Source organism: Hyphomonas sp. GM-8P (assembly GCF_003263315.1).
Classification (GTDB): Bacteria; Pseudomonadota; Alphaproteobacteria; order Caulobacterales; family Hyphomonadaceae; genus Hyphomonas.
The window spans coordinates 1-20,791 of the sequence record NZ_AWFE01000081.1; the positions used below are offsets into that span (position 1 = coordinate 1).

General features: G+C 61.6%; 24 protein-coding genes and 1 tRNA gene. 12 read left to right on the forward strand and 13 right to left on the reverse strand.

The window, feature by feature from the left end; translation table 11 throughout:
* Positions 1-227: 227 nt before the first annotated feature.
* From HY26_RS12485 to HY26_RS12505, 5 genes are all read left to right on the forward strand, one after another.
* On the forward strand, positions 228-1,778 hold the full coding sequence (locus tag HY26_RS12485; RefSeq protein ID WP_065383228.1) for a hypothetical protein: 1,551 nt from the start codon (positions 228-230) through the stop codon (positions 1,776-1,778).
* 4 nt (positions 1,779-1,782) lie between these two features.
* On the forward strand, positions 1,783-2,814 hold the full coding sequence (locus HY26_RS12490) for a ribonuclease E/G (protein WP_034762710.1): 1,032 nt from the start codon (positions 1,783-1,785) through the stop codon (positions 2,812-2,814).
* Positions 2,811-3,032, forward strand: coding sequence for a DNA gyrase inhibitor YacG (locus tag HY26_RS12495; RefSeq protein WP_081812956.1), 222 nt, complete (start codon positions 2,811-2,813; stop codon positions 3,030-3,032). Before HY26_RS12490 ends, HY26_RS12495 begins: the two co-directional genes overlap by 4 nt.
* Positions 3,033-3,088: 56 nt before the next feature.
* Positions 3,089-3,163 (forward strand) — tRNA-Phe (locus HY26_RS12500).
* 105 nt (positions 3,164-3,268) lie between these two features.
* Positions 3,269-3,544, forward strand: a complete 276-nt coding sequence (locus HY26_RS12505) for a hypothetical protein (RefSeq protein WP_139068947.1) — start codon at positions 3,269-3,271, stop codon at positions 3,542-3,544.
* Between the two features lie 14 nt (positions 3,545-3,558).
* On the opposite strand, the gene HY26_RS12510 is transcribed toward HY26_RS12505, so the two are convergent.
* The gene (locus HY26_RS12510; protein ID WP_034762716.1) at positions 3,559-4,605 is read right to left on the reverse strand and encodes an acyl-CoA dehydrogenase family protein; all 1,047 of its coding nucleotides are present in this window, start codon (positions 4,603-4,605) and stop codon (positions 3,559-3,561) included.
* A 3-nt stretch (positions 4,606-4,608) separates the two neighbouring features.
* Positions 4,609-5,802 carry an acyl-CoA dehydrogenase family protein gene (locus HY26_RS12515; protein WP_034762719.1) on the reverse strand — a complete coding sequence of 398 codons (1,194 nt, stop codon included), beginning with the start codon at positions 5,800-5,802 and terminating at the stop codon, positions 4,609-4,611.
* A gap of 159 nt (positions 5,803-5,961) precedes the next feature.
* On the opposite strand from HY26_RS12515, the gene HY26_RS12520 reads away from it, so the two are divergent.
* Positions 5,962-6,726, forward strand: coding sequence for a crotonase/enoyl-CoA hydratase family protein (locus HY26_RS12520; protein ID WP_034762722.1), 765 nt, complete (start codon positions 5,962-5,964; stop codon positions 6,724-6,726).
* A gap of 6 nt (positions 6,727-6,732) precedes the next feature.
* Here the strand turns inward: HY26_RS12520 and HY26_RS12525 are convergent, their stop codons facing one another.
* On the reverse strand, positions 6,733-7,956 hold the full coding sequence (locus HY26_RS12525) for a TIGR03862 family flavoprotein (RefSeq protein WP_034762725.1): 1,224 nt from the start codon (positions 7,954-7,956) through the stop codon (positions 6,733-6,735).
* Complete coding sequence (locus tag HY26_RS12530) at positions 7,946-8,707, reverse strand: RNA methyltransferase (RefSeq protein WP_034762730.1); 762 nt, start codon at positions 8,705-8,707, stop codon at positions 7,946-7,948. Before HY26_RS12530 ends, HY26_RS12525 begins: the two co-directional genes overlap by 11 nt.
* A 77-nt stretch (positions 8,708-8,784) precedes the next feature.
* Between HY26_RS12530 and HY26_RS12535 the strand changes: the two genes are divergently transcribed.
* A complete protein-coding gene (locus HY26_RS12535) occupies positions 8,785-10,005 on the forward strand; it encodes an NADP-dependent isocitrate dehydrogenase (protein ID WP_034762732.1) in 1,221 nt (406 codons plus the stop codon).
* A 55-nt stretch (positions 10,006-10,060) separates the two neighbouring features.
* Here HY26_RS12535 and HY26_RS18860 read toward each other — a convergent pair whose 3' ends face one another.
* The 8 genes from HY26_RS18860 to fabD form a co-directional block, all read right to left on the reverse strand.
* On the reverse strand, positions 10,061-10,249 hold the full coding sequence (locus HY26_RS18860; RefSeq protein WP_034762735.1) for a hypothetical protein: 189 nt from the start codon (positions 10,247-10,249) through the stop codon (positions 10,061-10,063).
* Positions 10,250-10,332: 83 nt separating this feature from the next.
* Entirely contained in the window at positions 10,333-10,986 is a 654-nt protein-coding gene (gene gmk / locus HY26_RS12540; RefSeq protein ID WP_034762737.1) for a guanylate kinase, read from the reverse strand.
* Positions 10,976-11,863 (reverse strand): YicC/YloC family endoribonuclease, encoded by an 888-nt coding sequence (locus HY26_RS12545; RefSeq protein WP_034762739.1) that lies wholly within the window; start codon positions 11,861-11,863, stop codon positions 10,976-10,978. Before HY26_RS12545 ends, gmk begins: the two co-directional genes overlap by 11 nt.
* Positions 11,860-12,888, reverse strand: coding sequence for an endolytic transglycosylase MltG (gene mltG, locus HY26_RS12550; protein ID WP_034762743.1), 1,029 nt, complete (start codon positions 12,886-12,888; stop codon positions 11,860-11,862). Before mltG ends, HY26_RS12545 begins: the two co-directional genes overlap by 4 nt.
* Positions 12,889-12,955: 67 nt before the next feature.
* Positions 12,956-14,242: a beta-ketoacyl-ACP synthase II gene (gene fabF, locus HY26_RS12555; protein ID WP_065383240.1), complete on the reverse strand. Its 1,287-nt coding sequence runs from the start codon at positions 14,240-14,242 to the stop codon at positions 12,956-12,958.
* Between the two features lie 25 nt (positions 14,243-14,267).
* Entirely contained in the window at positions 14,268-14,501 is a 234-nt protein-coding gene (locus tag HY26_RS12560; protein ID WP_034762761.1) for an acyl carrier protein, read from the reverse strand.
* A gap of 112 nt (positions 14,502-14,613) precedes the next feature.
* A complete protein-coding gene (gene fabG, locus HY26_RS12565) occupies positions 14,614-15,351 on the reverse strand; it encodes a 3-oxoacyl-[acyl-carrier-protein] reductase (RefSeq protein ID WP_065383241.1) in 738 nt (245 codons plus the stop codon).
* A 4-nt stretch (positions 15,352-15,355) separates the two neighbouring features.
* Positions 15,356-16,303, reverse strand: a complete 948-nt coding sequence (gene fabD / locus HY26_RS12570; RefSeq protein WP_112073773.1) for an ACP S-malonyltransferase — start codon at positions 16,301-16,303, stop codon at positions 15,356-15,358.
* 213 nt (positions 16,304-16,516) lie between these two features.
* Here fabD and rpsF point away from each other — a divergent pair, with 213 nt between their 5' ends.
* From rpsF to HY26_RS12590, 4 genes are all read left to right on the forward strand, one after another.
* Positions 16,517-16,855: a 30S ribosomal protein S6 gene (gene rpsF, locus HY26_RS12575; protein WP_034762768.1), complete on the forward strand. Its 339-nt coding sequence runs from the start codon at positions 16,517-16,519 to the stop codon at positions 16,853-16,855.
* A gap of 14 nt (positions 16,856-16,869) precedes the next feature.
* Positions 16,870-17,127 (forward strand): 30S ribosomal protein S18, encoded by a 258-nt coding sequence (gene rpsR / locus HY26_RS12580; RefSeq protein WP_034762771.1) that lies wholly within the window; start codon positions 16,870-16,872, stop codon positions 17,125-17,127.
* Between the two features lie 12 nt (positions 17,128-17,139).
* Positions 17,140-17,727 (forward strand): 50S ribosomal protein L9, encoded by a 588-nt coding sequence (gene rplI, locus HY26_RS12585; RefSeq protein WP_034762773.1) that lies wholly within the window; start codon positions 17,140-17,142, stop codon positions 17,725-17,727.
* A gap of 164 nt (positions 17,728-17,891) precedes the next feature.
* Positions 17,892-19,391 (forward strand): replicative DNA helicase, encoded by a 1,500-nt coding sequence (locus HY26_RS12590; RefSeq protein ID WP_034762776.1) that lies wholly within the window; start codon positions 17,892-17,894, stop codon positions 19,389-19,391.
* A 3-nt stretch (positions 19,392-19,394) separates the two neighbouring features.
* Here the strand turns inward: HY26_RS12590 and HY26_RS12595 are convergent, their stop codons facing one another.
* Positions 19,395-19,880 (reverse strand): CinA family protein, encoded by a 486-nt coding sequence (locus HY26_RS12595; protein ID WP_065382977.1) that lies wholly within the window; start codon positions 19,878-19,880, stop codon positions 19,395-19,397.
* Positions 19,881-19,992: 112 nt separating this feature from the next.
* On the opposite strand from HY26_RS12595, the gene HY26_RS12600 reads away from it, so the two are divergent.
* Positions 19,993-20,763 (forward strand): SDR family oxidoreductase, encoded by a 771-nt coding sequence (locus HY26_RS12600; RefSeq protein WP_034763066.1) that lies wholly within the window; start codon positions 19,993-19,995, stop codon positions 20,761-20,763.
* The last annotated feature ends 28 nt before the right edge of the window (positions 20,764-20,791 follow it).

A 20,791-nucleotide genomic window follows, 5' to 3' on the forward strand; every position in this document is an offset into this window, starting at 1 on the left:
AAACTTTGCCTTGCCCATCGGGCCTCTCCTTGAATTTGTGTTCTGTCCGGCCCACCGGACGGGATACCAAACCAGGCCGGCGGCCTGTTAAACGGGCCTCATACCCATGTGTGGCGAGGGATTCAAGCGCACATTTGCGTTCGGCTGCACCTATCCGGACCACATCTTGCGCCCAGCGCCGAACCATGGGTAATCCGTGACTTCCAGCAACGGAAAGGACCCGCCATATGAGCGCTGATCTAGGTTCCCTCGCCGCATCCCTCAAGGCCGCGTCTCTGAAGGACCTTGCAACGGCCCGGGCCGGTCGGTCTGCACTGTCCGCTGCTGGCTGGACGGCGGACCTTTCCCGCCAGCACCTGAACGCAGAAGCAGACGCCGCTTTGCTCGCCCATGGTGAGACGGCAGGGCTGGAAGCAGCGGCCGCGTCTCTGTTCGATGGTGACATCGTGAACCCATCGGAGAACCGCCCGGCCCTGCATTGGGCGCTGCGTGCACAAGCGCCGCTTTCCGGAGAAGCCGAAACCGTCCGCCAGAGCGTGCTACCTGCCCTTGAGTTTGCCCGGCGGGTTCAGGAGGGAGAAATCCGGACTATCGCAGGCACGCCCTACAAGGCCGTGCTTCACATCGGAATTGGCGGATCGGATTTCGGTCCCCGCCTGGTCGCGGATGCATTTACAGACCTCGCTGCCCCTGGCATCGACCTGCGCTTCTGCGCCAATGTTGACCCGTGGGATCTGGAACACGCCCTGACCGGCCTAGACCCGGCAACAACCCTGGTTATCGGTGTCTCGAAATCATTCGGCACGGAAGAGACACTCTACAATCTCGGCCGGGCCCGCAAATGGATGGAAGCCTCTCTCGGCGCCGAAGCCAGCCGCCAGATCGCGCTCGTGACAGCTAATCCCGAACGGGCAAAAGCCTGGTTCGCCGGGAATGACGGCTATCTTTTCGACATGCCGCTGTCTGTCGGCGGGCGTTTCTCGCTGTGGTCGGCTGCGTCGCTGGCCTGCATGATCTACCTGAAAGCCGGCACGTTCGAAGCGATCCTCAAAGGCGCGGCCGACATGGATGCGCACACGCGCACCACACCGCTCGCCGAAAACCTGCCGATGCGCCTCGCCCTGCTCGACTTCTGGAATGCCTCATTCGTGGAACGCAGTATGCGGGTCATGCTCGCCTATTCCCATCGGCTTCGTATGCTGCCGACCTATCTGCAGCAGCTGGAAATGGAATCGAACGGAAAGACTGTCGGTCCGGCTGGCACGCCAGCGCCCTACGCCACAGCACCTGCTTTGTGGGGCGGTGAAGGCTCCGTCGGGCAACACTCCTATCACCAATGGCTGCATCAGGGGTCTCAAAACGTGCCCTGCGAATTCATTCTCGCACCGGATTTCGACCGCGACCCGGAAGGCATCACTGCCCTTACGGCCCACGCGCTGGCGCAGGCTGAAGTCTTGGCCAATGGACGCTCGCTGGAAGAGGTGAAAGCTGAAGAGCCCGACCTCTCCGAGGCCGTGGCGAAACAGAAAGTCCATGTGGGCGGCCGGGCGTCTTCCTTCCTGCACCACAAGGCGTTCGGTCCGGAAGCCTTCGGCAGTCTCGTGGCCCTCTACGAGCACCGGACCTATTTCGCCGGCAAACTCTGGGGCCTGAACCCGTTCGACCAATGGGGCGTCGAGCGCGGCAAGACAATGGCCACCCGCCTGAAACCGGCGCTGGCAGGTGATACCGCCGCAGACGACCCGGTGACGGCTGCCCTCATCAAGGAACTCGGTTGAGGACATGCCCGCGGCTCGCATTCTTCAGGAAGTATGCGCCGCGGAAACGCGTGAAGTTGCGCTGGATGAAACGGGCCGCCCGGTTTCGGTCCGCCTTTCCCGCCTGACAGAAGACAGGCCCGTTCAGCTCGGCAAGACGGTAACGGGGCGCCTACGCGCAATTGCGCTTGGACAGGGCGGCGGCTTCATCGAGTTGGACAATAGGGCCGGTGAAGCTTTCCTCCGACTTAAAGAAGGCCACGGACTGACGGAGGGCCAATCGCTCGAATTGCGGGTCGTCGCCGAACCCCGTGAGGGCAGCAAGCTCGCCCGGGTGGGCCTTGCCGACCAGACGCCCGAATTCTCCTCTCTCAAGCCCTGGGACTCAGCTCAGATAGAGCAAGTCGAGCCGGGTGACCACACGGTTGCCATGGCGTTCGACATGGTCATTTCAGATGCCGTGAACCTGCCCGCCGGTGGCAACATCACCCTGGAACGCACCCGCGCGCTCGTCGCCGTGGATGTCGATACATCCGGCCGGACTGACACGGGACGGGCGGCGAACCGTGCGCTCAAGGTCAATCAGGATGCTGCCGCCGAACTCGCCCGGCAGATCAGGCTCAGAAACCTCGGCGGCATCGTGGTCATGGACTGCGTCAGCCCGCTGAACCGCGAAGCAGGCAAACAGGTCCGCGACCGGTTCAACCAGGTCTTCCAGGACATCTCCAGCCAACGCGTCCGGGTGCTGCTGCCATCAGAACTTGGCCTCCTGCAGGCCTCGATCGAATGGGCTGAGACCCCCATGGCGGAACGCCTGCTGGCCCCTTCCGGAGAAAAGAATTCGAGAACTGTTTGTTTCGACGGATTCCGGTTGCTGGAGCAGGAAGCGCGGGCCAAACGCATGGACAAGCTTCGTCTTGATCTGCCGGAGCATGCACTCGAATGGCTCAATCGTGAGGGCACGACTGTCAGACAGGCCCTTGCGGAAAAGTACGGCGACCGCTTCACTTACAACTCGACCGATCCGAAATCCCCACTTGTCTCCGTAATCCCATGAGCCAGCCTGTGCCCCCCGAGAAACGCCAACCGAAATGCGCCCAATGCCGCAAGAAACCGGTCTCCGCTGAGTACCGGCCTTTCTGCTCCAAACGCTGCGCCGATGTGGACCTCGGCAGGTGGCTCAATGAAGGTTACGCCATTCCCGGACCGCCGGTGACTGACGACGAGGACTCCCCCCGTCCTGGCGAGGCCGGGGATATGTCAGCAGAAGACTGAAATCGGCATGGACAAGCCCGCAGGGCTCCGTTAGATAGCGCCCTTCCCCACGGCCCGCCCGGGTAGCTCAGGGGTAGAGCAGCGGATTGAAAATCCGCGTGTCGGTGGTTCGATTCCGCCCCCGGGCACCATTTCCCAGAACAATTTGTTATGCCGCCTCGTCGAGTCCCGGTGCACATTCGGCTGCCCTGCGTCAGTTCTGCCAGCGCTCGCCCGTTTCGAACAGCCTCGCCGCCGTGCTCGCGGAATGCCGCAGCGGCGCAGCGCTATGTGCACTCCCCACATTTGTGGAAGCCGCACATCCGGACCTTCAGCGCATCTGCGCCATACCGGAAGCCCGGGCGGACATCAGGTTGTCCTTCCCGGAACGTTCCCGCCAGCTGGAGCGCTGCGTCAACGTGCTCGATTGGCTTCGCGGGTTGCTGGACGCGGAAGACCATCTCTGTTTCCGGCAAAATCCCATGCAGGCCCTGTGCGCAGAACCGGAAACGATCCTGCGCCGTCAGGCCTGACGGAGCGCATCTGATCAGGCGGCGACCAGGCCCTGCAGCTCCGCCGCGGTCTGACGCACCTGTTCCGGGCTGCCGAACAGCTGCCGGTTCACGCCGATGCGTTTGAACCAGTAGTGCAGACCCAGAAGGTCCGTGAAGCCCATGCCGCCATGCACTTCGGTCGCGGTCTTCGCGACGAACGTGCCGACTTCGGCGAGGTGCGCCTTTGCGAGGTTTGCCATGACCAGCGCTTCCGGGTCCTTCGTGTCCATCGCATAGGCCGCGTGCCAGACGAGGGCCCGAGCAGGCTCCAGCTTCGCAGCCATTTCAGCACAGAGATGCTTCACCGCCTGGAACGACCCAATGACACGGCCGAACTGCTTTCGCTCTTTCGCATACTCCACCGCCTTGTCGATCATCGCCTGAGCCGCGCCCAGCGTATCCGCAGCGACCAACAGACGAGCAACCGCCAGCGCTGACGGGTCGGATTGTGTGCTGGCTTCCGCAGCGACGCCGTCGAAGGCGAGTTCCTGGAACGTACGTGTCCGGTCAATCGTGCGCATCGGCTTGGCGGACCAGCCACTGGCCACGTGACAGGCGCCACTCGTGTCCGCGACCAGAACATGTGTCGCGCCAGTCGGCACATCGGCGAGCAGGCTGGTGCCGCTGAGGCGGCCATTGTCAGCCGTCACACCCGAACCATCGCGGCGCGAGGCCAGCTCTGTCAGGGCCAGGCCAAACACCTTCTCTCCATCCGCAATGCCGCTGGCATAAGTTGCCTGATCCTTCGCCAGCAGGTCCGCCGCAACCGTCGCCGCCAGGAAGCCGGAAGGCGCGACAGTGTAGCCCAGCGCTTCCTGCACAAGGCAGGCTTCCAGCAAGCCAAGGCCGGAACCGCCCATCGCCTCTGGGACGTACAAGCCCATGATGCCCATTTCCGCGAGGCCGGCATCCAGTCCAGCTTTCGCCTCCGCATTGCCATCGGCAATCTTACGGATCGTGTCGAGGGACGCGTTGTCCTTCAGGAATCCGCTGATCGAATCCTGCAGCATACGCTGGTCTTCTGAGAGTGCGAATTCCATGACTTACACCTTTGCCGGCTTGGGTTCGCGCGGCATGCCGAGGCCGCGTTCGGAGATGATGTTCTTCTGGATCTGCGCCGTGCCGCCGCCAATGATCAGGCCGAGGTCATACATGTAGCGCCATTGCCAGGACCCATCCGCTCTCAGATGGTCTCCCTCGCCATAGAGAATACCAAGCTCGCCCAGCGCGTCGATGGCGAGGCCGGCAATCTGGTGATTGAGTTCACAGCCCTGCAGCTTGACGATCAGGCCCGCGAGGCCTGCGCTTTCCCGCTTCAGGCTGGCCGTCGTCACGCGCAGGCCGTTCGCCTGCATCGCATAGACTTCGCCTTGCAGCTTGATCAGCCGGTCGCGCAGCAACGGGTTATCGATCAGGCGTTCGCCATTCAGCGTCTCGGCCTTCATCAGTTCGACGAGTTCAAGGAACCGCGCCTTGGTGGCATTCGGATCACCCAGCATGCCGCGTTCATGTGTCAGCGTGGCGTTTGCCACCTGCCAGCCCTTGTTCTTCTCGAACACGATCCCGCTCTGCGGCACGCGCACATCGGTGAAGAACACTTCGTTGAAGTTCGCGTTCTCGGTCATGTCGACCAGCGGCCGCACTTCAATGCCCGGAGTCTCCATGGAGAACAGGACATAGCTGATACCTTCGTGCTTCTTCGCGTCCGGGTCCGTCCGTACAAGGCAGAAAATCATGTCCGCCTGCTTTGCGGTGGAGGTCCAGATTTTCTGGCCGTTGATGATGAAATCGTCGCCGTCTTCCACCGCTGCCGTGCGCACCGCAGCAAGGTCCGATCCTGCGCCCGGCTCTGAATACCCCTGGCACCAGATCATCTCACCATACAGCGTTGGACGAATGTAGGCTTCCTTCTGCTCCGGCGTGCCGAGTTCTAGCAGGGTCGGCACCAGCATGGAGATACCCTGCCCGCCCATTGGCCGGGCGATACCCGTGCGGGCAAACTCTTCCGCAATGATCCGGGACTTCAGCAAGTCCGGCTCAGCGCCGTATCCTCCATATTCCTTCGGGATGGTTCGGGCTGTCAGCCCGTTCTCGATCAGGAATTTCTGCCAGGCGAGACGCTTGGGATGTTTCATCCCTCTGTCTTCCGGCCCGGGGGCAAGATGGGAATTTTCCGTCAGGATACGGTTCACGTCCTGCCGGAAGGCTTCGTATTCGGGGCTCAGATTCAGTTCCATGCCGATATGCTGGAGGGGCTTCCCCAAGGTTTGCCAAGCGGAAAATCGCCTTCGCACCCGCACAAAAATCACATCCTTGGCAGGCCTTGCGCGGACGCAGCGTCAACGCGTTTACTTCGCCCGCAACGAGTCAACATGTGCATCAGGGAGTGAAGCCATATGCCAGTCGAATATGAAAAAAAGGGCCACGTCGCCATCATCACAATGAATCGCCCGGAAGCCCGCAATGCCATCAATGGCGAAATGGCCCAGACGATGGAAGCCGCGCTCGACCAGATGGAATCCGATCCGGAAGTGTGGGTGGGCATTCTCACCGCCGTCGGCAAGGCCTTCTGCGCCGGTGCGGACCTGAAAGAAATCTCGGCTGGCAATGGCGCCGCCCTTTCAACCAAGAAAGGAGGCTTTGCAGGCATTGCAAAACGTGAGCGCACCAAGCCTCTGATCGCGGCCATCACGGGCTCCGCGCTCGCCGGCGGCACGGAAGTGGCTCTTTCCTGCGACATGATCATCTGCGCAGACGATACGAATTTCGGTCTGCCGGAAGTGAAGCGCTCGCTCGTCGCTGGCGCTGGCGGCCTGTTCCGGCTGCCGCGCGTCATCGGCAAGTCGATGGCACTCGAAGTCATCCTGACGGGTGATCCGCTGCCGGCCCAGCGCGCTTATGAGCTTGGAATGGTCAACAAGGTTGCCCCGGAAGCCGAAGTGATGGCCGAAGCTGAAAAGCTCGCCGCCCGCATCACGGCCAATGCGCCGCTTGCCGTCGCCGCCAGCCGGTCAGTCGCCATCGAGGCCACCAGCAAGACCGACGAAGAGCTCTGGAAAGACAGCGGCAAGGCCTTTGCCAGCATCGTCGGAACCGAAGACTTCAAGGAAGGCCCGAAAGCCTTCATCGAAAAACGCGCCCCCGTCTGGAAGGGCAAGTAATCCGGACTATTCCGTGGCGCGGCGTGCGAGCCAGTCAAGCACGCCGCGTCCGGCCGCCCGGCCCGTCGCCATGCAGGCCGTGATCAGATAGCCGCCCGTCGGCGCATCCCACGCGATCATCTCGCCTGCGCAGAAATGGCCGGGTTTTGCTTTCAGCATCAGCTGCTCGTCCAGCGCATTCCACGCAACGCCGCCCGCCGTCGAAATCGCCTCGTCCACAGGCACCGTCCCCGTCAGCTTCAGCGGCAGCGCCTTGATCGCTTCCGCCGCGCGGGCCGGATCGTTTAGCGTTTCCCGATCTGCGCATTCGAACAACAGAGCTGCTTTCACGCCCGTGATCTTGAGCGCCTTGCGGAGCCGGTTGGAAAACGACTGCTTCGCCGGGGCCGCCGCGAGCCGCCGCGCCGTCTCCGCCACGTCCAGGTCCGGCAGCAGGTCCAGCCACAGCGTGGCGCTGCCTTTGGCTTCGATTTCGTCGCCAAGAGCGGCCGAGAGTGTGTAGACGCCCCCGCTCTCCACGCCGCGCGCCGTGACCGCAAACTCCTCGCGCGTCGCCTGTCCGCCTGCAGAGAGCTTCACACCTTTGACCGGCGCGCCTGCAAATTGCTCCCGCATCCGGTCTGACCAGTCCACGGTAAACCCGCAATTCGAAGGCCGGAATGGCGCCACTTCGATTCCCGCCTGGTCGAACAGGCTGGCCCATGCGCCATCCGATCCCAGCCGGCGCCAACTGCCGCCGCCGAGCGCGAACACTATCGCTGCAGGTGGCACGATCAACTCGCCTTCGGGCGTATCGAAGGACAGCGCCCCCTCCTGCGTCCAACCGGTCCAGCGGTGTTTGAGATGGAGTCGCACGCCCTGCTCCGAGAGCCGCCTCAGCCAGGCGCGGAGCAACGGGGAGGCCTTCATCGACTGGGGGAAGATTCGCCCCGTCGGGCCGACATGCGCCGGCATGCCGAGGTCTTCCATCCAGCGGGTCACCTCGTCCGGTCCGAAAGCTCCGATATGGTCAGGGAATAGTCCGCTATAGTCACGGAATCGCATGAGGAAGTCATGACCTGATCCGGTATGGGATATGTTCAGTCCGCTTTTTCCGGCCATCAGGAATTTGCGCCCGGCGCTCGGCATCGCCTCGTAGACGTCGACGCCCACCCCGGCTTCCGACAGCACTTCAGCGGCCATCAGGCCAGCCGGGCCGGAGCCGATGACAGCGACGCGATCAGTCGTCACGGATCACCCGCGCCTTGCCCCGGCCGAGCGCCAGCGCCTTGATCGCGCCCCGGAAGGTCTGCACTTCCTGCCGCGTCCAGTCCGCCCGGATGAGGGCCGCGCGGAGGTTGTCTTTCATCAGCGGAGTCTTCTCAGGCGGGAAGAAATATCCTGCTCTTTCAAGCTCTTCCTCGAAGTGCTCGAACATGCGGTAAAGCTCGTCACGCGGGGCGAGATCACCGAGGCCGGCCTTGTTATCCCCCTCGTCGGCACGTGGCCCGATGGCGAGCTTCCCCCACTCCGCGCAGAACACGCAGACGGCCTGAGCGAGGTTCAGGCTCTTGAAATCCACATCGACCGGATAGGTCATCAGGAAATCGGAGACCGCCACGGCATCATTCGGCAGGCCGGACTTCTCCGCCCCGAACATGATGGCCGATTTCCCGGTGCCGAGCCGCTGGTGCGCGACGTCGGCCGCATCCTGCGCATCGCCCACCCGCTTCTCGATCCCCCGCAGCCGCGCCGTCGCCGCGGCGAGCCAGGTGATACCTTCCAGCGCATCCTGCAGTGTTTCATGCACAGACACCGTCACGCCCGCCTCAAAGGCACCGGCCGACATCGTGTCCGCGGCGGGATTCGGCCAGCCGTCGCGGGGCGTCACAAGGCGCAGATCCGTCAGACCAAAGTTGCGCATGACACGGGCAGCAGCGCCGATATTTTCACCCAATTGGGGCGAGTGGAGAATGATGGCCGGACTGCGGTGATCTGCCATGTCGTAACCTGTTTTGACGCCTGCCCGGGCTCTGCTATAGGCCTGCCAGACAATTACAAGCGCAAGGACTTCCAAATATGGCGAAAATCAAGGTCAAGAACCCGATCGTCGAGATGGACGGGGACGAAATGACCCGCATCATCTGGCAGCTTATCAAGGACAAGCTGATCCACCCCTACCTGGACGTCGACCTGAAGTACTACGACCTGTCGATCCAGAAGCGCGACGAAACCGACGACCAGATCACCATCGACGCCGCCAACGCCACCAAGCAATATGGCGTGGCTGTGAAGTGTGCAACGATCACGCCGGACGAAGCCCGCGTGGAAGAATTCGGCCTGAAGAAGATGTGGCGTTCGCCGAACGGCACAATCCGCAACATCCTCGGCGGCGTTGTGTTCCGCGAGCCGATCGTGATCTCGAACATCCCGCGCCTCGTGCCGGGCTGGACGAAGCCGGTTGTTGTCGGCCGTCACGCCTTCGGCGACCAGTACAAGGCCACCGACTTCCTCGTGCCGGGCAAAGGCAAGCTGACCATGAAGTGGGAAGCCGAAGACGGTTCCGACTCCAAGGAATTCGAAGTGTTCGACTTCCCGAGCTCCGGCATCGCGATGGGCATGTACAACCTCGACGAGTCGATCCGTGACTTCGCCCGCGCCAGCATGAACTATGGCCTGCAGCGCAAGTGGCCGGTATACCTCTCCACCAAGAACACCATCCTCAAAGCCTATGACGGCCGCTTCAAGGACATCTTCCAGGAAGTTTTCGACACTGAGTTCGCTGACAAGTTCGCAGAATTCGGCGGCACCTATGAGCACCGCCTGATCGACGACATGGTGGCAGCGGCGATGAAATGGTCTGGCGGCTATGTCTGGGCTTGTAAGAACTATGACGGCGACGTCCAGTCTGACACCGTTGCCCAGGGCTACGGTTCGCTTGGCCTGATGACTTCCGTGCTGATGAGCCCGGATGGCAATACGGTCGAAGCTGAAGCGGCTCACGGCACCGTGACACGCCACTACCGCAACCACCAGAAAGGCGAAGCGACGTCGACCAACTCGATCGCCTCGATTTACGCCTGGACCCAAGGCCTCGATCATCGCGGCCGGATGGACGGTACGCCGGAAGTGCGCAAGTTCGCCCAGACGCTGGAAGCGACCATCGTGAAAACCGTCGAAGCCGGCTTCATGACGAAAGACCTCGCCCTGCTGGTCGGCCCGGATCAGGGCTACCTGACGACCGAAGGCTTCATCGAGAAAGTCGCCCAGAACTTTGAAGAGGCGATGTCGAAGGCCTGATCCTTCTGACAATCCGAACAAAGAAAAACCCCGCAGCGCCTGCTGCGGGGTTTTTTCATTGGGTGTCGGTTGCTTCTGAAGTCACCGCCGCCTCTCCCGCCGCAGCTTCCGGCGATCTGTCGCCCCTCAGGACAAACCAGACAATTCCAACAAGCGCCGCCATAGGGATCAGCCAGAAAAGCCATACAGGCCGCGCCGGGGCGCGTTCTGGCAGGTCTGGCTTCGGATCACCGGGGTCAGTCATTCAGGGGCCCTGTAGGATTGTGGAAACGCCGCACTACCTTCGAGCGTCGTCAATGGCGCGTGCAAGTCAAGCTCTGTTCTGGTTCAGGCCTCACCCAACAGGCGACGGACATGGTTTTCGAGGTCCAGCTGGCGCAAGCGCTTCAGACGCTCGACCAGCAGGATCCGACGCAGCCGCTGATAAGCGACTTCAAGGTCTTCATTGACGATGACATAGTCATACCGCCGCCAATGCATGATCTCCCGCTTGGCGTCTTCCATACGCCGGGTGACGATCTCGGGTGTCGAGCCCGGCCGAGCGGCCAGGCGCTGCTCCAGCGCGCTGATACTGGGCGGCAGGATGAACACTGAGACCACATCATTCGGCATCTGGTCATGCAGCGCATCGGCGCCCTGCCAGTCGACATCGAAAAGAACATCTTCCCCGGCCTCCAGGCGCGCGACCGTGTCGGCCTTCGGAGTGCCATAATACTTGTCGAAGACATGCGCCCATTCGAGAAATTCGCGCCGCTCGATCATGTCGTGAAACTCTTCGATGCTGCGGAAGAAATAATCCTTTCCGTCTTCCTCGCCCGGACGCGGCGTGCGTGTCGTGGCCGAGACGGAAAGCTTCACATCGTGGAACTCGTCGATCAGCTTGCGGGCGAGCGTCGTCTTGCCGGCACCCGAAGGGCTGGACAGGACCAGCATGAGGCCGCGGCGCTTGCCGCTGTCTTTGGGGTGTCCGCTATTCGACATTGGCGGCCTGCTCCTTGAACTGGTCGATTAGTCCTTTGAGACCGAGTCCCGCATTCGTCAAATCGAGGCTGATGGATTTCGAGCAGAGCGTGTTGGCTTCGCGGTTCAGTTCCTGAGCCAGGAAGTCCAGTTTCCGGCCAACAGGAGAGCCGCCTGCGAGCAGTTCTCTCGCAGAGGCGAAATGCGCGCTCAGCCGGTCGAGTTCCTCGCGCACGTCCGCCTTGGCGGCGCTCAGCGCGATCTCGGCGGCCATCCGGTCCTTGTCGACCCGCCCCCCCGGATCCAGCTCGTCCAGCTGCTTCGTCAGGCGCTCCTTGAGCAAGGCAGGCTGCGACGCGGCAAGCTCCCCAGCTTCGCGCCAGTGCGCTTCCATGCCGGCCACAAGGCCCTCCAGCAACTCCGACAGGACACCGCCCTCGCGCTGCCGCTCGACTTGCAGTGCCTGCAACGCGTCCTCGCCGGCACTGGCCAAAAGCTTGATGACCGCGTCATCTCCCGCCAGATCACGCAGGTTTGAAGCCCCTGGCTCCACGACCCCTTTCACATTCATCAGGCTGGCGAACACATCGCCTGACAAAGCGGTACCAGTCCGCTTCTCGACGGCAGCGGCCAGCGCATCCAGAAGCGCGTTATTGATCGTCGTCGTGTCAGCGCCGCTTGCGAGTTCAATCCGTAGTGCGACCTGAAGGGATCCCCGCTTGAAGAATTTCGTTGCAGCCGATTTGACAGCGCGTTCCAGCGCTTCCATTCCCGGCGGATAATTCACGCGCACGTCCAGCCCGCGGCCATTGACGCTTTTCGCTTCCCAGGCCCAGCTTCCCCACTCGGCTTCACCCGCCACGCGGGCAAAGCCAGTCATCCCCGAAAGTACACTCATTCCGCTGCCCGCTCCCGTGCGATTTCTTTTCGCTCATAGGCGCGATAGGCGGCCACGTTGCGATTGTGCTCCGCCAGCGTCTTGGCGAAGAGGTGCCCGCCCTTGCCGTCTGCGACGAAGAATATGTATTCCGTATGCGGTGGGTTCAGGACTGCCTCGATCGCCCCGCGCCCTGGGTTGCAGATTGGTGTCTTTGGCAATCCGTCGATCTGGTAGGTGTTCCAGTCGGTCTTTGTGTCGATCTCGGAACGGCGGAGCGTGCGCCGTTGTCCCTTAGAATTGTACAGCGGCTCACCGCGCGAAACGCCGTAAATGATCGTGGGATCGCTCTCCAGCCGCATGCCGCGTTTCAGACGGGTCGTGAACAGAGCCGCAATCTCTGGCTGCTCCTCTACAAGACCGGTTTCCTTCTCCACGACGGACGCAAGAATGACGGCTTCATACGGGGTTTTTACCGGAATATCCGGATCGCGTTTCGGCCACAGATCTTCCAGCAGTTCTGTCTGCTTGTCCTGCATCAGCTTGATCATCTCAGCGCGTGTCATGCCGCGATCGAACAAATACGTATCCGGAAGGAGCGAGCCTTCCGGGATGTCTTGCTCCGGCATGTCGCCAACCAGAACCGGATCTGCCTCAATCACTTTCAGGAGCTGCGCCGTAGTACGGCCTTCGGGCAAGGTGATCTTGTAGAGGACACCCTTGCCCTCGATCAGCGTGTGCAGCACTTCGACCATGCTGGCGCCACGCTCGATCTTGAACTCGCCGGTTTTTATATCCGTTTCGGTATTCTCGAGCTTCGCCTTGAGGCGGATCAGCTTCGCATCGCGAATGATGCCTTCCTGTTCCAGTCGTACCGCGACGCTGGCAAGGCCTTCGCCCGGTTCAACATGGAACACGACATCTTCAGCCAGCGGTCCATCGCGGTTCAGCGCATCCTGCATCCAGACCCAGCCAGCACCGGCTGCGGCCCCGCCTATGACGAGGGCAAGGACTATGAGCGACAGCAGGCCCTTTAGGAATTTCATGCGCAGCCTCAATCAGCGGGTTTCCTGCACCGCAGCCTAAGCGGGGTGCAGGACTCCGGAAAGGGACTTACTTCACCTCGCGCAGAACGAGGCTGGCGTTTGTTCCACCAAAGCCGAAGCTGTTCGACATAGCGGCACGCACCCGGCCCTTCTTGGCCTTGTGCGGGATGAGGTCGATCACCGTCTCGAAGCTCGGATTATCGAGGTTCAGCGTCGGCGGCATCACCTGGTCACGAATAGCCAGCGCACAGAAGGCGCTTTCGATCGCACCAGCGGCGCCGAGCAAGTGCCCAACCGCTGATTTGGTCGATGACATGGACATGTTTTTCGCATGATCGCCAAATGCACGCTCGACTGCGCCCGCTTCGCCTTCGTCACCTTTCGGCGTCGAGGTACCGTGTGCGTTGACGTAGTCGATTTCGGTCGGATCGATGCCGGAATTCTTGAGCGCCATTTTCATGGCGCGGTAGCCACCTTCAGCACCTTCGGCAGGGGCCGTGATGTGGTAAGCGTCGCCGGTCAGGCCATAGCCGGACACTTCAGCGTAGATCTTCGCGCCGCGGGCCTTGGCGTGCTCATACTCTTCAAGCACCAGGACAGCTGCACCTTCACCCATGACGAAGCCGTCACGGTCCTTGTCATAGGGACGCGAAGCTTTTTCGGGCGTGTCATTGAAATTGGTCGACATGGCCTTGGCGGCGCAGAAACCGGCAATGCCAATACGGCCGATCACGGCTTCGGAGCCACCTGCGATCATCACATCGGCGTCGCCATACTTGATGAGGCGGGACGAGTCCCCGATGGCGTGGGCACCCGTGGCGCAGGCCGTCACGACCGAATGATTCGGTCCCTTGAACCCGTATTTGATCGAGACCTGGCCGGAGGCGAGGTTGATCAGGGCCGAAGGAATGAAGAACGGACTCACCTTGCGCGGACCGTGCTCGTGCAGCGTGATGGCCGTATCGTAGATGGATTCAAGACCGCCGATGCCCGATCCGATCAGGACGCCTGTGCGTTCCTTCTCTTCTTCATCTTCGGGCCGCCAATTGGCGTCTTCGACAGCCTCCTCTGCCGCCGCGAGGGCGTAGAGAATGAACTCGTCGATCCGGCGCATCTCTTTCTTGGAGACGAATTTTTCCGAATCGAACGCTTCGGGGTCCCCCTCTCCGCCACCACGGCCAGTCACCCATGGCACCTGGAAAGCGATCTTGCAGGGCATATCCTCAGGATCGAACGTATCGATACGTCCGGCCCCGGACTTCCCGGCAAGCAAACGTTCCCAAGTGGCCTCGCGTGTCGCCGCGAGCGGCGACACGATACCAATGCCAGTAATGACGACGCGGCGGTCAGACATGGAGACCCCTCCTGTCCAGGATGTCTTAAATGTGAGCCTTGATATGGGTCACGGCGTCGCCGACAGTGCGGATGGATTCCTGCACATCGTCCGGGATTTCGATATTGAACTCTTCCTCAAAAGCCATGACCAGCTCGACGAGGTCCAGCGAGTCTGCGCCCAGATCGTCGATGAAGCTCGCGCTTTCGACGACCTTGTCACCTTCCACGTCGAGATTGTCGACAACGATTTTCTTAACACGTTCAAGAACGTCAGACATGCTTACCTCTCTTAAATGCCTGAGGAATGGCCCGAAATCCGAACCATTGTGTTGCGCCTAGCACACAGTTATCCGAGCCGCCAAGCCCTTGTATAGCTGTGAACTGTGCCTATCAGATCATGGCCATACCGCCATTTACGTGCAGCGTCTGCCCCGTAACGTAAGCGGCTTCGTCCGAAGCCAGATACACAGCAGCTGCAGCAATATCGCCACCCTGTCCCAGCCGGCCGGCCGGAATTCTCCCGAGAAGCGAACTCTTCTGCGCTTCAGGCAGCACATCCGTCATCGGCGATTCGATGAAGCCGGGCGCGATCGCGTTAGCCGTAATGCCGCGGCTCGCGACTTCCTGAGCCAGCGATTTGGTGAAGCCGATCATGCCCGCCTTGGACGCGCAATAGTTCGTCTGCCCCGGATTACCGGTCACGCCAACGACAGACGTGATGCCGATAATGCGGCCGTGGCGGCGCTTCATCATGCCCCGCACGACACTCTTGGTCAGGCGGTAATAGGAGCCAAGATTGACGTTGATGACATCGTTCCAGTCGTCATCCTTCATCTGCATCAGCAGCTTGTCGCGCGTGATACCAGCATTCGCGACGAGGATGTCGAGCGGCCCGATCACCTCTTCCGCCTTTGCAGCGAGGCCATCAACGGCCTCCGGGTCGGACAGGTTGCAGGTCACCACAGCGCTTTCGCCGGGCAGAGTCGCCGCCACCTCATTCAGCACGCCTTCACGCGTACCGGACAGGACGACTTTCGCGCCGGCTTCAGACATGGCTTTCGCAATAGCGCTGCCGATGCCGCCGGAAGCGCCCGTAACGAGGGCCGTACGGCCGGAGAGTGTGAACATGGGATTATCCCTTCAAGGCTTGTGCGAAGGCTTCCAGATCCTCAGGCGAACCGAGGGTGAAGCCGTTCAGTGATTTTTCGATGCGGCGCTGCATGACCGTCAACACTTTACCGTTGCCAACTTCGCCCGTTGTGTCGACGCCTTCAGCCACCATGAACTGCACGCTCTCGGTCCAGCGCACGCGGCCAGTGACTTGAGCGACGAGGTTTTGACGGATCGTTTCCGGATCGGTGACCGGCGCCGCGGAAACGTTGGCGACGACCGGAACGACCGGCGCCTTGATATCGGTGCTGGCCAACGCTTCGGCCATGGCGTCCGCCGCAGGCTGCATCAGCGAGCAGTGGAACGGCGCGGACACGTTCAGCGGCATTGCCTTCTTCACGCCATTGGCCCTCGCCCACTCACAAGCCGCGTCGATTGCGGATTTGGAGCCGGACAGCACCAGCTGGCCTGGTGCGTTGTCGTTCGCCAGTTCGCACGCCCCACCTGCCTCCCGGCCAGCGGCACAAGCGGCTTCGGCCTGCGCCACATCGGCGCCCAGAAGCGCCGCCATGGCGCCTTCACCGGGCTGGACGGCCGACTGCATGGCATTACCGCGAATGCGCAGCAGACGTGCCGTATCGGCGATGGTCAGCGATCCTGCTGCAGCCAGCGCCGAATATTCGCCTAGCGAATGGCCAGCCACAAAGGCGGCGTCCTTTGCGGAAATGCCGAATTCGGCCTCCAGAGCCTTCATGGCAGCCAGCGAATGGCTCATCAGAGCGGGCTGGGTGTTTGCCGTGAGCGTCAGCTCTTCAATCGTGCCATTCCACATCAGGTCCGACAGCTTCTGGCCGAGCGCCTCATCGACGGTCTGGAACACCTCACGGGCGGCCGGATAGGCATCGGCCAGGGCCTTGCCCATGCCGATTTCCTGGCTGCCCTGGCCAGGAAAAATGAAAGCGAGTTTGATCATCGGCGATTCTCCCGAAATTTTCGCCGTGCCTAAAGGTGACACCGCGTGTGCGCAAGCTATTGAAATTCCTTGCCAGATAGGCTTTACAGCCGCCTTCATGGACAGGGATGCGGTCCTTGGTACTCCGGAATGAGCCGGGGGAAGAGGGGCCATCGTCCGGCAGTTTCCCGCTGTCAGGCGCCGCACCCCTTTGATTTTGGGAATGAAAACATGGCTTTTTACGAGCATGTCGTGATCACACGACCTGACATCTCGCCGGCCCAGGTCGACTCTTTTGTCGAAGAACTGTCCGGCTTTCTCAAGGAAAAAGGCGCCACCATCGGCAAGACCGAATACTGGGGCCTTCGCAACCTTGCCTACCCGATCAAGAAGCAGCGCAAGGGTCACTACTCGCTGATCAACATCGACGGTCCGGCTGAAGCGATCCACGAACTGGAACGCCGCCAGCGCCTGTCCGAAGACGTGATGCGCTACATGACCATCCGCGTGGAAGAGCTCACCGACGAACCGTCGCCGGTCCTCTCCCGCAAAGAACGCCGCCGCGACTAGGAAAGGGACAGGACATGGCTCAGAAACTGAACATTACGAATATCCCGGCCCGCCGTCCGTTCGGCCGCCGCCGCAAGGTTGATCCGTTTTCGGGCGATAACGCCCAGGCGATCGACTACAAGGACGTGAAACTGCTCCAGCGCTACATCTCTGAAAAAGGGAAAATCGTGCCGAGCCGTATCACGGCTGTGAACCTGAAGAACCAGCGCAAGCTTGCCCAGGCCATCAAACGTGCCCGCATGCTCGCCCTGCTTCCCTTCGAAGTGAAGTAAGGAGAGACTGACATGCAAGTGATCCTCCTTGAGCGCGTCGAAAACCTCGGCGGTATCGGCGAAGAAGTGAAAGTGAAGAACGGTTTCGCCCGCAACTTCCTTCTCCCGCAAGGCAAGGCCCTGATGGCCAACGACCGCAACCGCGCCCGTTTCGAGCGTGAACGCGACGCCATCGAAGCCCGCAACGCGGAAGCCCGCGCAGCTGCTGAGAACGAATCCCAGAAGCTGGACGGCGCAATCTTCGTGCTGATCCGTCAGGCTGGCGACACTGGCCACCTTTATGGCTCCGTCACCGCCCGTGACATCGCAGACGCTGCTGAAGCAGCTGGCTACAGCGTGCCGCGTTCCGGCGTGCGCCTCGACAAGCCGATCAAAGAGATCGGCATGTACGACGTGTCCGTTCGCCTCCACGCGGAAGTGACTGTCACTGTGCAGGCAAACGTCGCCCGCTCGCAGGACGAAGCTGACCGTCAGGCCAAAGGCGAAGACATCGTTGCGGCGCTGCAGGCTGCAAACCAGGCGATGGCTGACGAACAAGCCGGCGAACTGGCCGAAGCAGCTGCCGACCGCGCTGCTGAAGGCCCGGCTGAAGAAGAATAAGCTTCCCGGCATCCAAGATTAGAAAGGCCGCACTTCCGGGTGCGGCCTTTTTCTTTGGCATTTCCGGGGCTTCGCGGGTCATCCACCGATGAGAGGTATTTATCCACAGGTCTGGCCGCTCTATCACCGTGCACTCTCACCTGAGGTAAGGTAGGGTTAATATCATGCCTCTTGACGACACAGCTTCCCCCAAAGACACCATCGCGCCGCCGCACAATCTGTCGGCCGAAGCCGCTGTGCTGGGCGCGATCCTGTTCGACAACAACTCCTATCAGCGCGTCGCGGATATCCTGCGTGCGTCGGACTTTTACGCTCCGGCCCACCAGGAACTCTATGAGGTCGCATCCGTGATGATTCAGCAGGGTCGCATCGCCGACGGCGTGACCCTGCGAGAGCATTTCGAAAAGGCCGAGAAGCTCTCCGAAATCGGTGGCGCCCGCTACCTTGAACAATTGCTCGACTCTGCGGCCTTCGGCGCCGAGGTGAGCGACTACGCACACATGATCCGCGACCTCGCCATGCGCCGTTCTCTGGTCGGGATCGGCAGCGACCTGCAGGGTCGCGCCCTCCACCCCTCCCCGGATGAAAGCGGCGAGCGGCAGATCGAACTCGCTGAACGCCAGCTGTTCGATCTTGCCGAACGCGGCGCGTCCGGGCGTGGCTTTACCAGCTTCGCCGAGGCGCTGACGGAATCGCTGAAAACTGCCGAGGCGGCCTACAAGCGCGAAGGCAAGATTGCCGGCATCCCGACCGGCCTGCGCGACCTCGATGAAAAGCTCGGCGGCATGCACCGGTCCGACCTCATTATCCTCGCTGGGCGCCCATCTATGGGTAAGACCTCGCTCGCAACCAACATCGCCTACAACGCAGCCTCAGCCTATCGCGCCGAGATGCAGGAGGACGGCTCCAAGAAAACAGTAGACGGAGCGATCGTTGGCTTCTTCTCACTGGAGATGTCGAACGAACAGCTCGCCACGCGTATCATCGCGGAACGCACTGGCATCACCACGCACCGCATTCGCCAGGGCGATCTCGACAAGGGCGATTTCGAACGCCTGCGCGAAGCCACGGAAGAGCTTCAAAACCTTCCGCTCTACATCGATGATACCGGCGGCATCTCGATCAGCCAGCTGGCTGCCCGTGCCCGCCGCCTGCAGCGGTCTGTCGGCCTCGACATGATCGTGATCGACTACCTGCAGCTGATCACGGTCAGCACATCCGGCGCCAATTCCAGCCGCGTGCAGGAGATCACCCAGATCACCACCTCTCTGAAGGCGCTGGCAAAGGACCTGAACGTCCCCATCATCGCACTGTCCCAGCTATCCCGTGCCGTGGAGCAGCGTGACGACAAGCGCCCGCAGCTCTCCGACCTTCGCGAATCCGGCTCCATCGAGCAGGATGCCGACGTCGTCATGTTCGTCTATCGCGAAGAATACTACCTCGCCCGGACCGAACCCGGCGCCGATCCGAGCGATCCGGCTTCAAACGAAAAATGGGCCAAGTGGCGCCAGCGCATGGATGAAGTCTACGGCAAGGCCGAATGTATCATCGGCAAGCAGCGTCACGGTCCAATCGGCCGTGTCGAACTCGCCTTCGATTCCAACATCACGCGCTTCGGCGACCTGACCAAGGATCAGCAGGGTTACGGCGCCGACTTCGAGTAAAACTCAGGTCAGCGCAGCGTGCAGCAGGTCCAGCGCCTCGATGGCGAAGCGGCGCATATTGTCTTCCCGATCGTTAAGGCCCGTTTCCAGGGTGCGGGAAACCTCGAAACCGTCGGGCCCGCAGACCGCGACGCAGGTGTGTCCCGCCGCATCGCCATAGCCATTGCCAGTTGGGCCGGAAGCCCCTGTCTCGCAAAGCCCCCAATCTGCCCGCAGCTTCCCGCGGATCGTCCGCGAGAGCAGCCGAGCATAGGGCTCCGTCGAGGAGCGCATGTCGCCCAGGTCTTCCTTTGTGAGGCCCAACAGGCCGCGAAACGCCTGAGGCGTATAAATCACCCCGCCGCCCCGGTAGAAGGCTGACGCCCCCGGCTGAGCCAGCAAGGCTGCCGAGATCAGTCCTCCCGCCGAGGATTCCGAAATCGCGACGGTTTCGCCGCGCTGTCTGAGGTGCTCACCGATGTCGGCAGCGATGGAGAGAAGGTTTTGCATGCCTTCCATGAACCAATGGCGGGCCGGGCTGGCAAGTCTCTACGTTACGACAGGTGTTGGATTTACCCGCCTTTACCGTCACACTCGCGAGAAACCGCAGGAGGAAACCGAAGTGGATCTGCATCTTAAAGGAAAGAACGCCGTCATTCTTGGTGGCACACGCGGCATTGGCCGCGCCATCGCCGACACGCTCGCAGGCGAAGGCGCGAATGTCGCTGTCTGCGCCCGGAACGAAAAACAGGTCGCCGAGACCGTCGAGGCGCTTCAGGCCAAAGGCGTGAAAGCAACCGGCGCTTCGGTGGACATCACGGATGAAGACGCCCTCAAATCATGGATCCGGAAAGCCGGCGTCGAACTCGGCGGCATCGACATCCTGGTCTCCAATGCGGGTGCCATGGCGCAGGGCAATACGCCGGAAGCCTGGACGCAGAACTTCCAGCTCGACGTGCTGGGCGCCGTCAACGCGTTCAACGCAGCCGAGCCCTTCCTGGACAAGGCCGCCAAATCGCATGGCGATGCTGCCTTCGTCATTATCGCTTCTGTCTCTGCCGCGCAGGCAGACCGGGCAGACTCCTACGGCCCTATCAAGGCATCACTCATTCACTTCGCCAAAGGCCTCGCCCGCGAGAACGCTGCCAATCGCCTTCGCGTGAACGTCGTCTCGCCGGGCATGGTCTATTTCGAGGGCGGTATCTGGCACATGATCGAGACGAACCAGCCGGAATTCTTCAAACAGGCCAATTCCCGCAACCCGACCGGTCGCTGCGCCACGCCGCAGGAGATCGCGAATGCGGCCGTATTCCTGGCCAGCCCCGCCTCTTCCTACACAACGGGTGTGAACCTCGTCGTGGATGGCGCGGTCTCAAATCGCGTGAATTTCTGAGCGTGCCGGCAGGCGGGCCTTACAGCCC

Excerpts from the sequence above, each read along its gene's own strand:
- HY26_RS12485 (WP_065383228.1), top strand. The coding sequence starts at position 228 with ATGAGCGCTGATCTAGGTTCCCTCGCCGCATCCCTCAAGGCCGCGTCT.
- HY26_RS12490 (WP_034762710.1), top strand. The coding sequence starts at position 1,783 with ATGCCCGCGGCTCGCATTCTTCAGGAAGTATGCGCCGCGGAAACGCGT.
- HY26_RS12495 (WP_081812956.1), top strand. The coding sequence starts at position 2,811 with ATGAGCCAGCCTGTGCCCCCCGAGAAACGCCAACCGAAATGCGCCCAA.
- HY26_RS12510 (WP_034762716.1), bottom strand. The coding sequence starts at position 4,605 with ATGGAATTCGCACTCTCAGAAGACCAGCGTATGCTGCAGGATTCGATC.
- HY26_RS12515 (WP_034762719.1), bottom strand. The coding sequence starts at position 5,802 with ATGGAACTGAATCTGAGCCCCGAATACGAAGCCTTCCGGCAGGACGTG.
- HY26_RS12520 (WP_034762722.1), top strand. The coding sequence starts at position 5,962 with ATGCCAGTCGAATATGAAAAAAAGGGCCACGTCGCCATCATCACAATG.
- HY26_RS12530 (WP_034762730.1), bottom strand. The coding sequence starts at position 8,707 with ATGGCAGATCACCGCAGTCCGGCCATCATTCTCCACTCGCCCCAATTG.
- HY26_RS12535 (WP_034762732.1), top strand. The coding sequence starts at position 8,785 with ATGGCGAAAATCAAGGTCAAGAACCCGATCGTCGAGATGGACGGGGAC.
- HY26_RS18860 (WP_034762735.1), bottom strand. The coding sequence starts at position 10,249 with ATGACTGACCCCGGTGATCCGAAGCCAGACCTGCCAGAACGCGCCCCG.
- gmk (WP_034762737.1), bottom strand. The coding sequence starts at position 10,986 with ATGTCGAATAGCGGACACCCCAAAGACAGCGGCAAGCGCCGCGGCCTC.
- HY26_RS12545 (WP_034762739.1), bottom strand. The coding sequence starts at position 11,863 with ATGAGTGTACTTTCGGGGATGACTGGCTTTGCCCGCGTGGCGGGTGAA.
- mltG (WP_034762743.1), bottom strand. The coding sequence starts at position 12,888 with ATGAAATTCCTAAAGGGCCTGCTGTCGCTCATAGTCCTTGCCCTCGTC.
- fabF (WP_065383240.1), bottom strand. The coding sequence starts at position 14,242 with ATGTCTGACCGCCGCGTCGTCATTACTGGCATTGGTATCGTGTCGCCG.
- HY26_RS12560 (WP_034762761.1), bottom strand. The coding sequence starts at position 14,501 with ATGTCTGACGTTCTTGAACGTGTTAAGAAAATCGTTGTCGACAATCTC.
- fabG (WP_065383241.1), bottom strand. The coding sequence starts at position 15,351 with ATGTTCACACTCTCCGGCCGTACGGCCCTCGTTACGGGCGCTTCCGGC.
- rpsF (WP_034762768.1), top strand. The coding sequence starts at position 16,517 with ATGGCTTTTTACGAGCATGTCGTGATCACACGACCTGACATCTCGCCG.
- rpsR (WP_034762771.1), top strand. The coding sequence starts at position 16,870 with ATGGCTCAGAAACTGAACATTACGAATATCCCGGCCCGCCGTCCGTTC.
- rplI (WP_034762773.1), top strand. The coding sequence starts at position 17,140 with ATGCAAGTGATCCTCCTTGAGCGCGTCGAAAACCTCGGCGGTATCGGC.
- HY26_RS12590 (WP_034762776.1), top strand. The coding sequence starts at position 17,892 with ATGCCTCTTGACGACACAGCTTCCCCCAAAGACACCATCGCGCCGCCG.
- HY26_RS12595 (WP_065382977.1), bottom strand. The coding sequence starts at position 19,880 with ATGCAAAACCTTCTCTCCATCGCTGCCGACATCGGTGAGCACCTCAGA.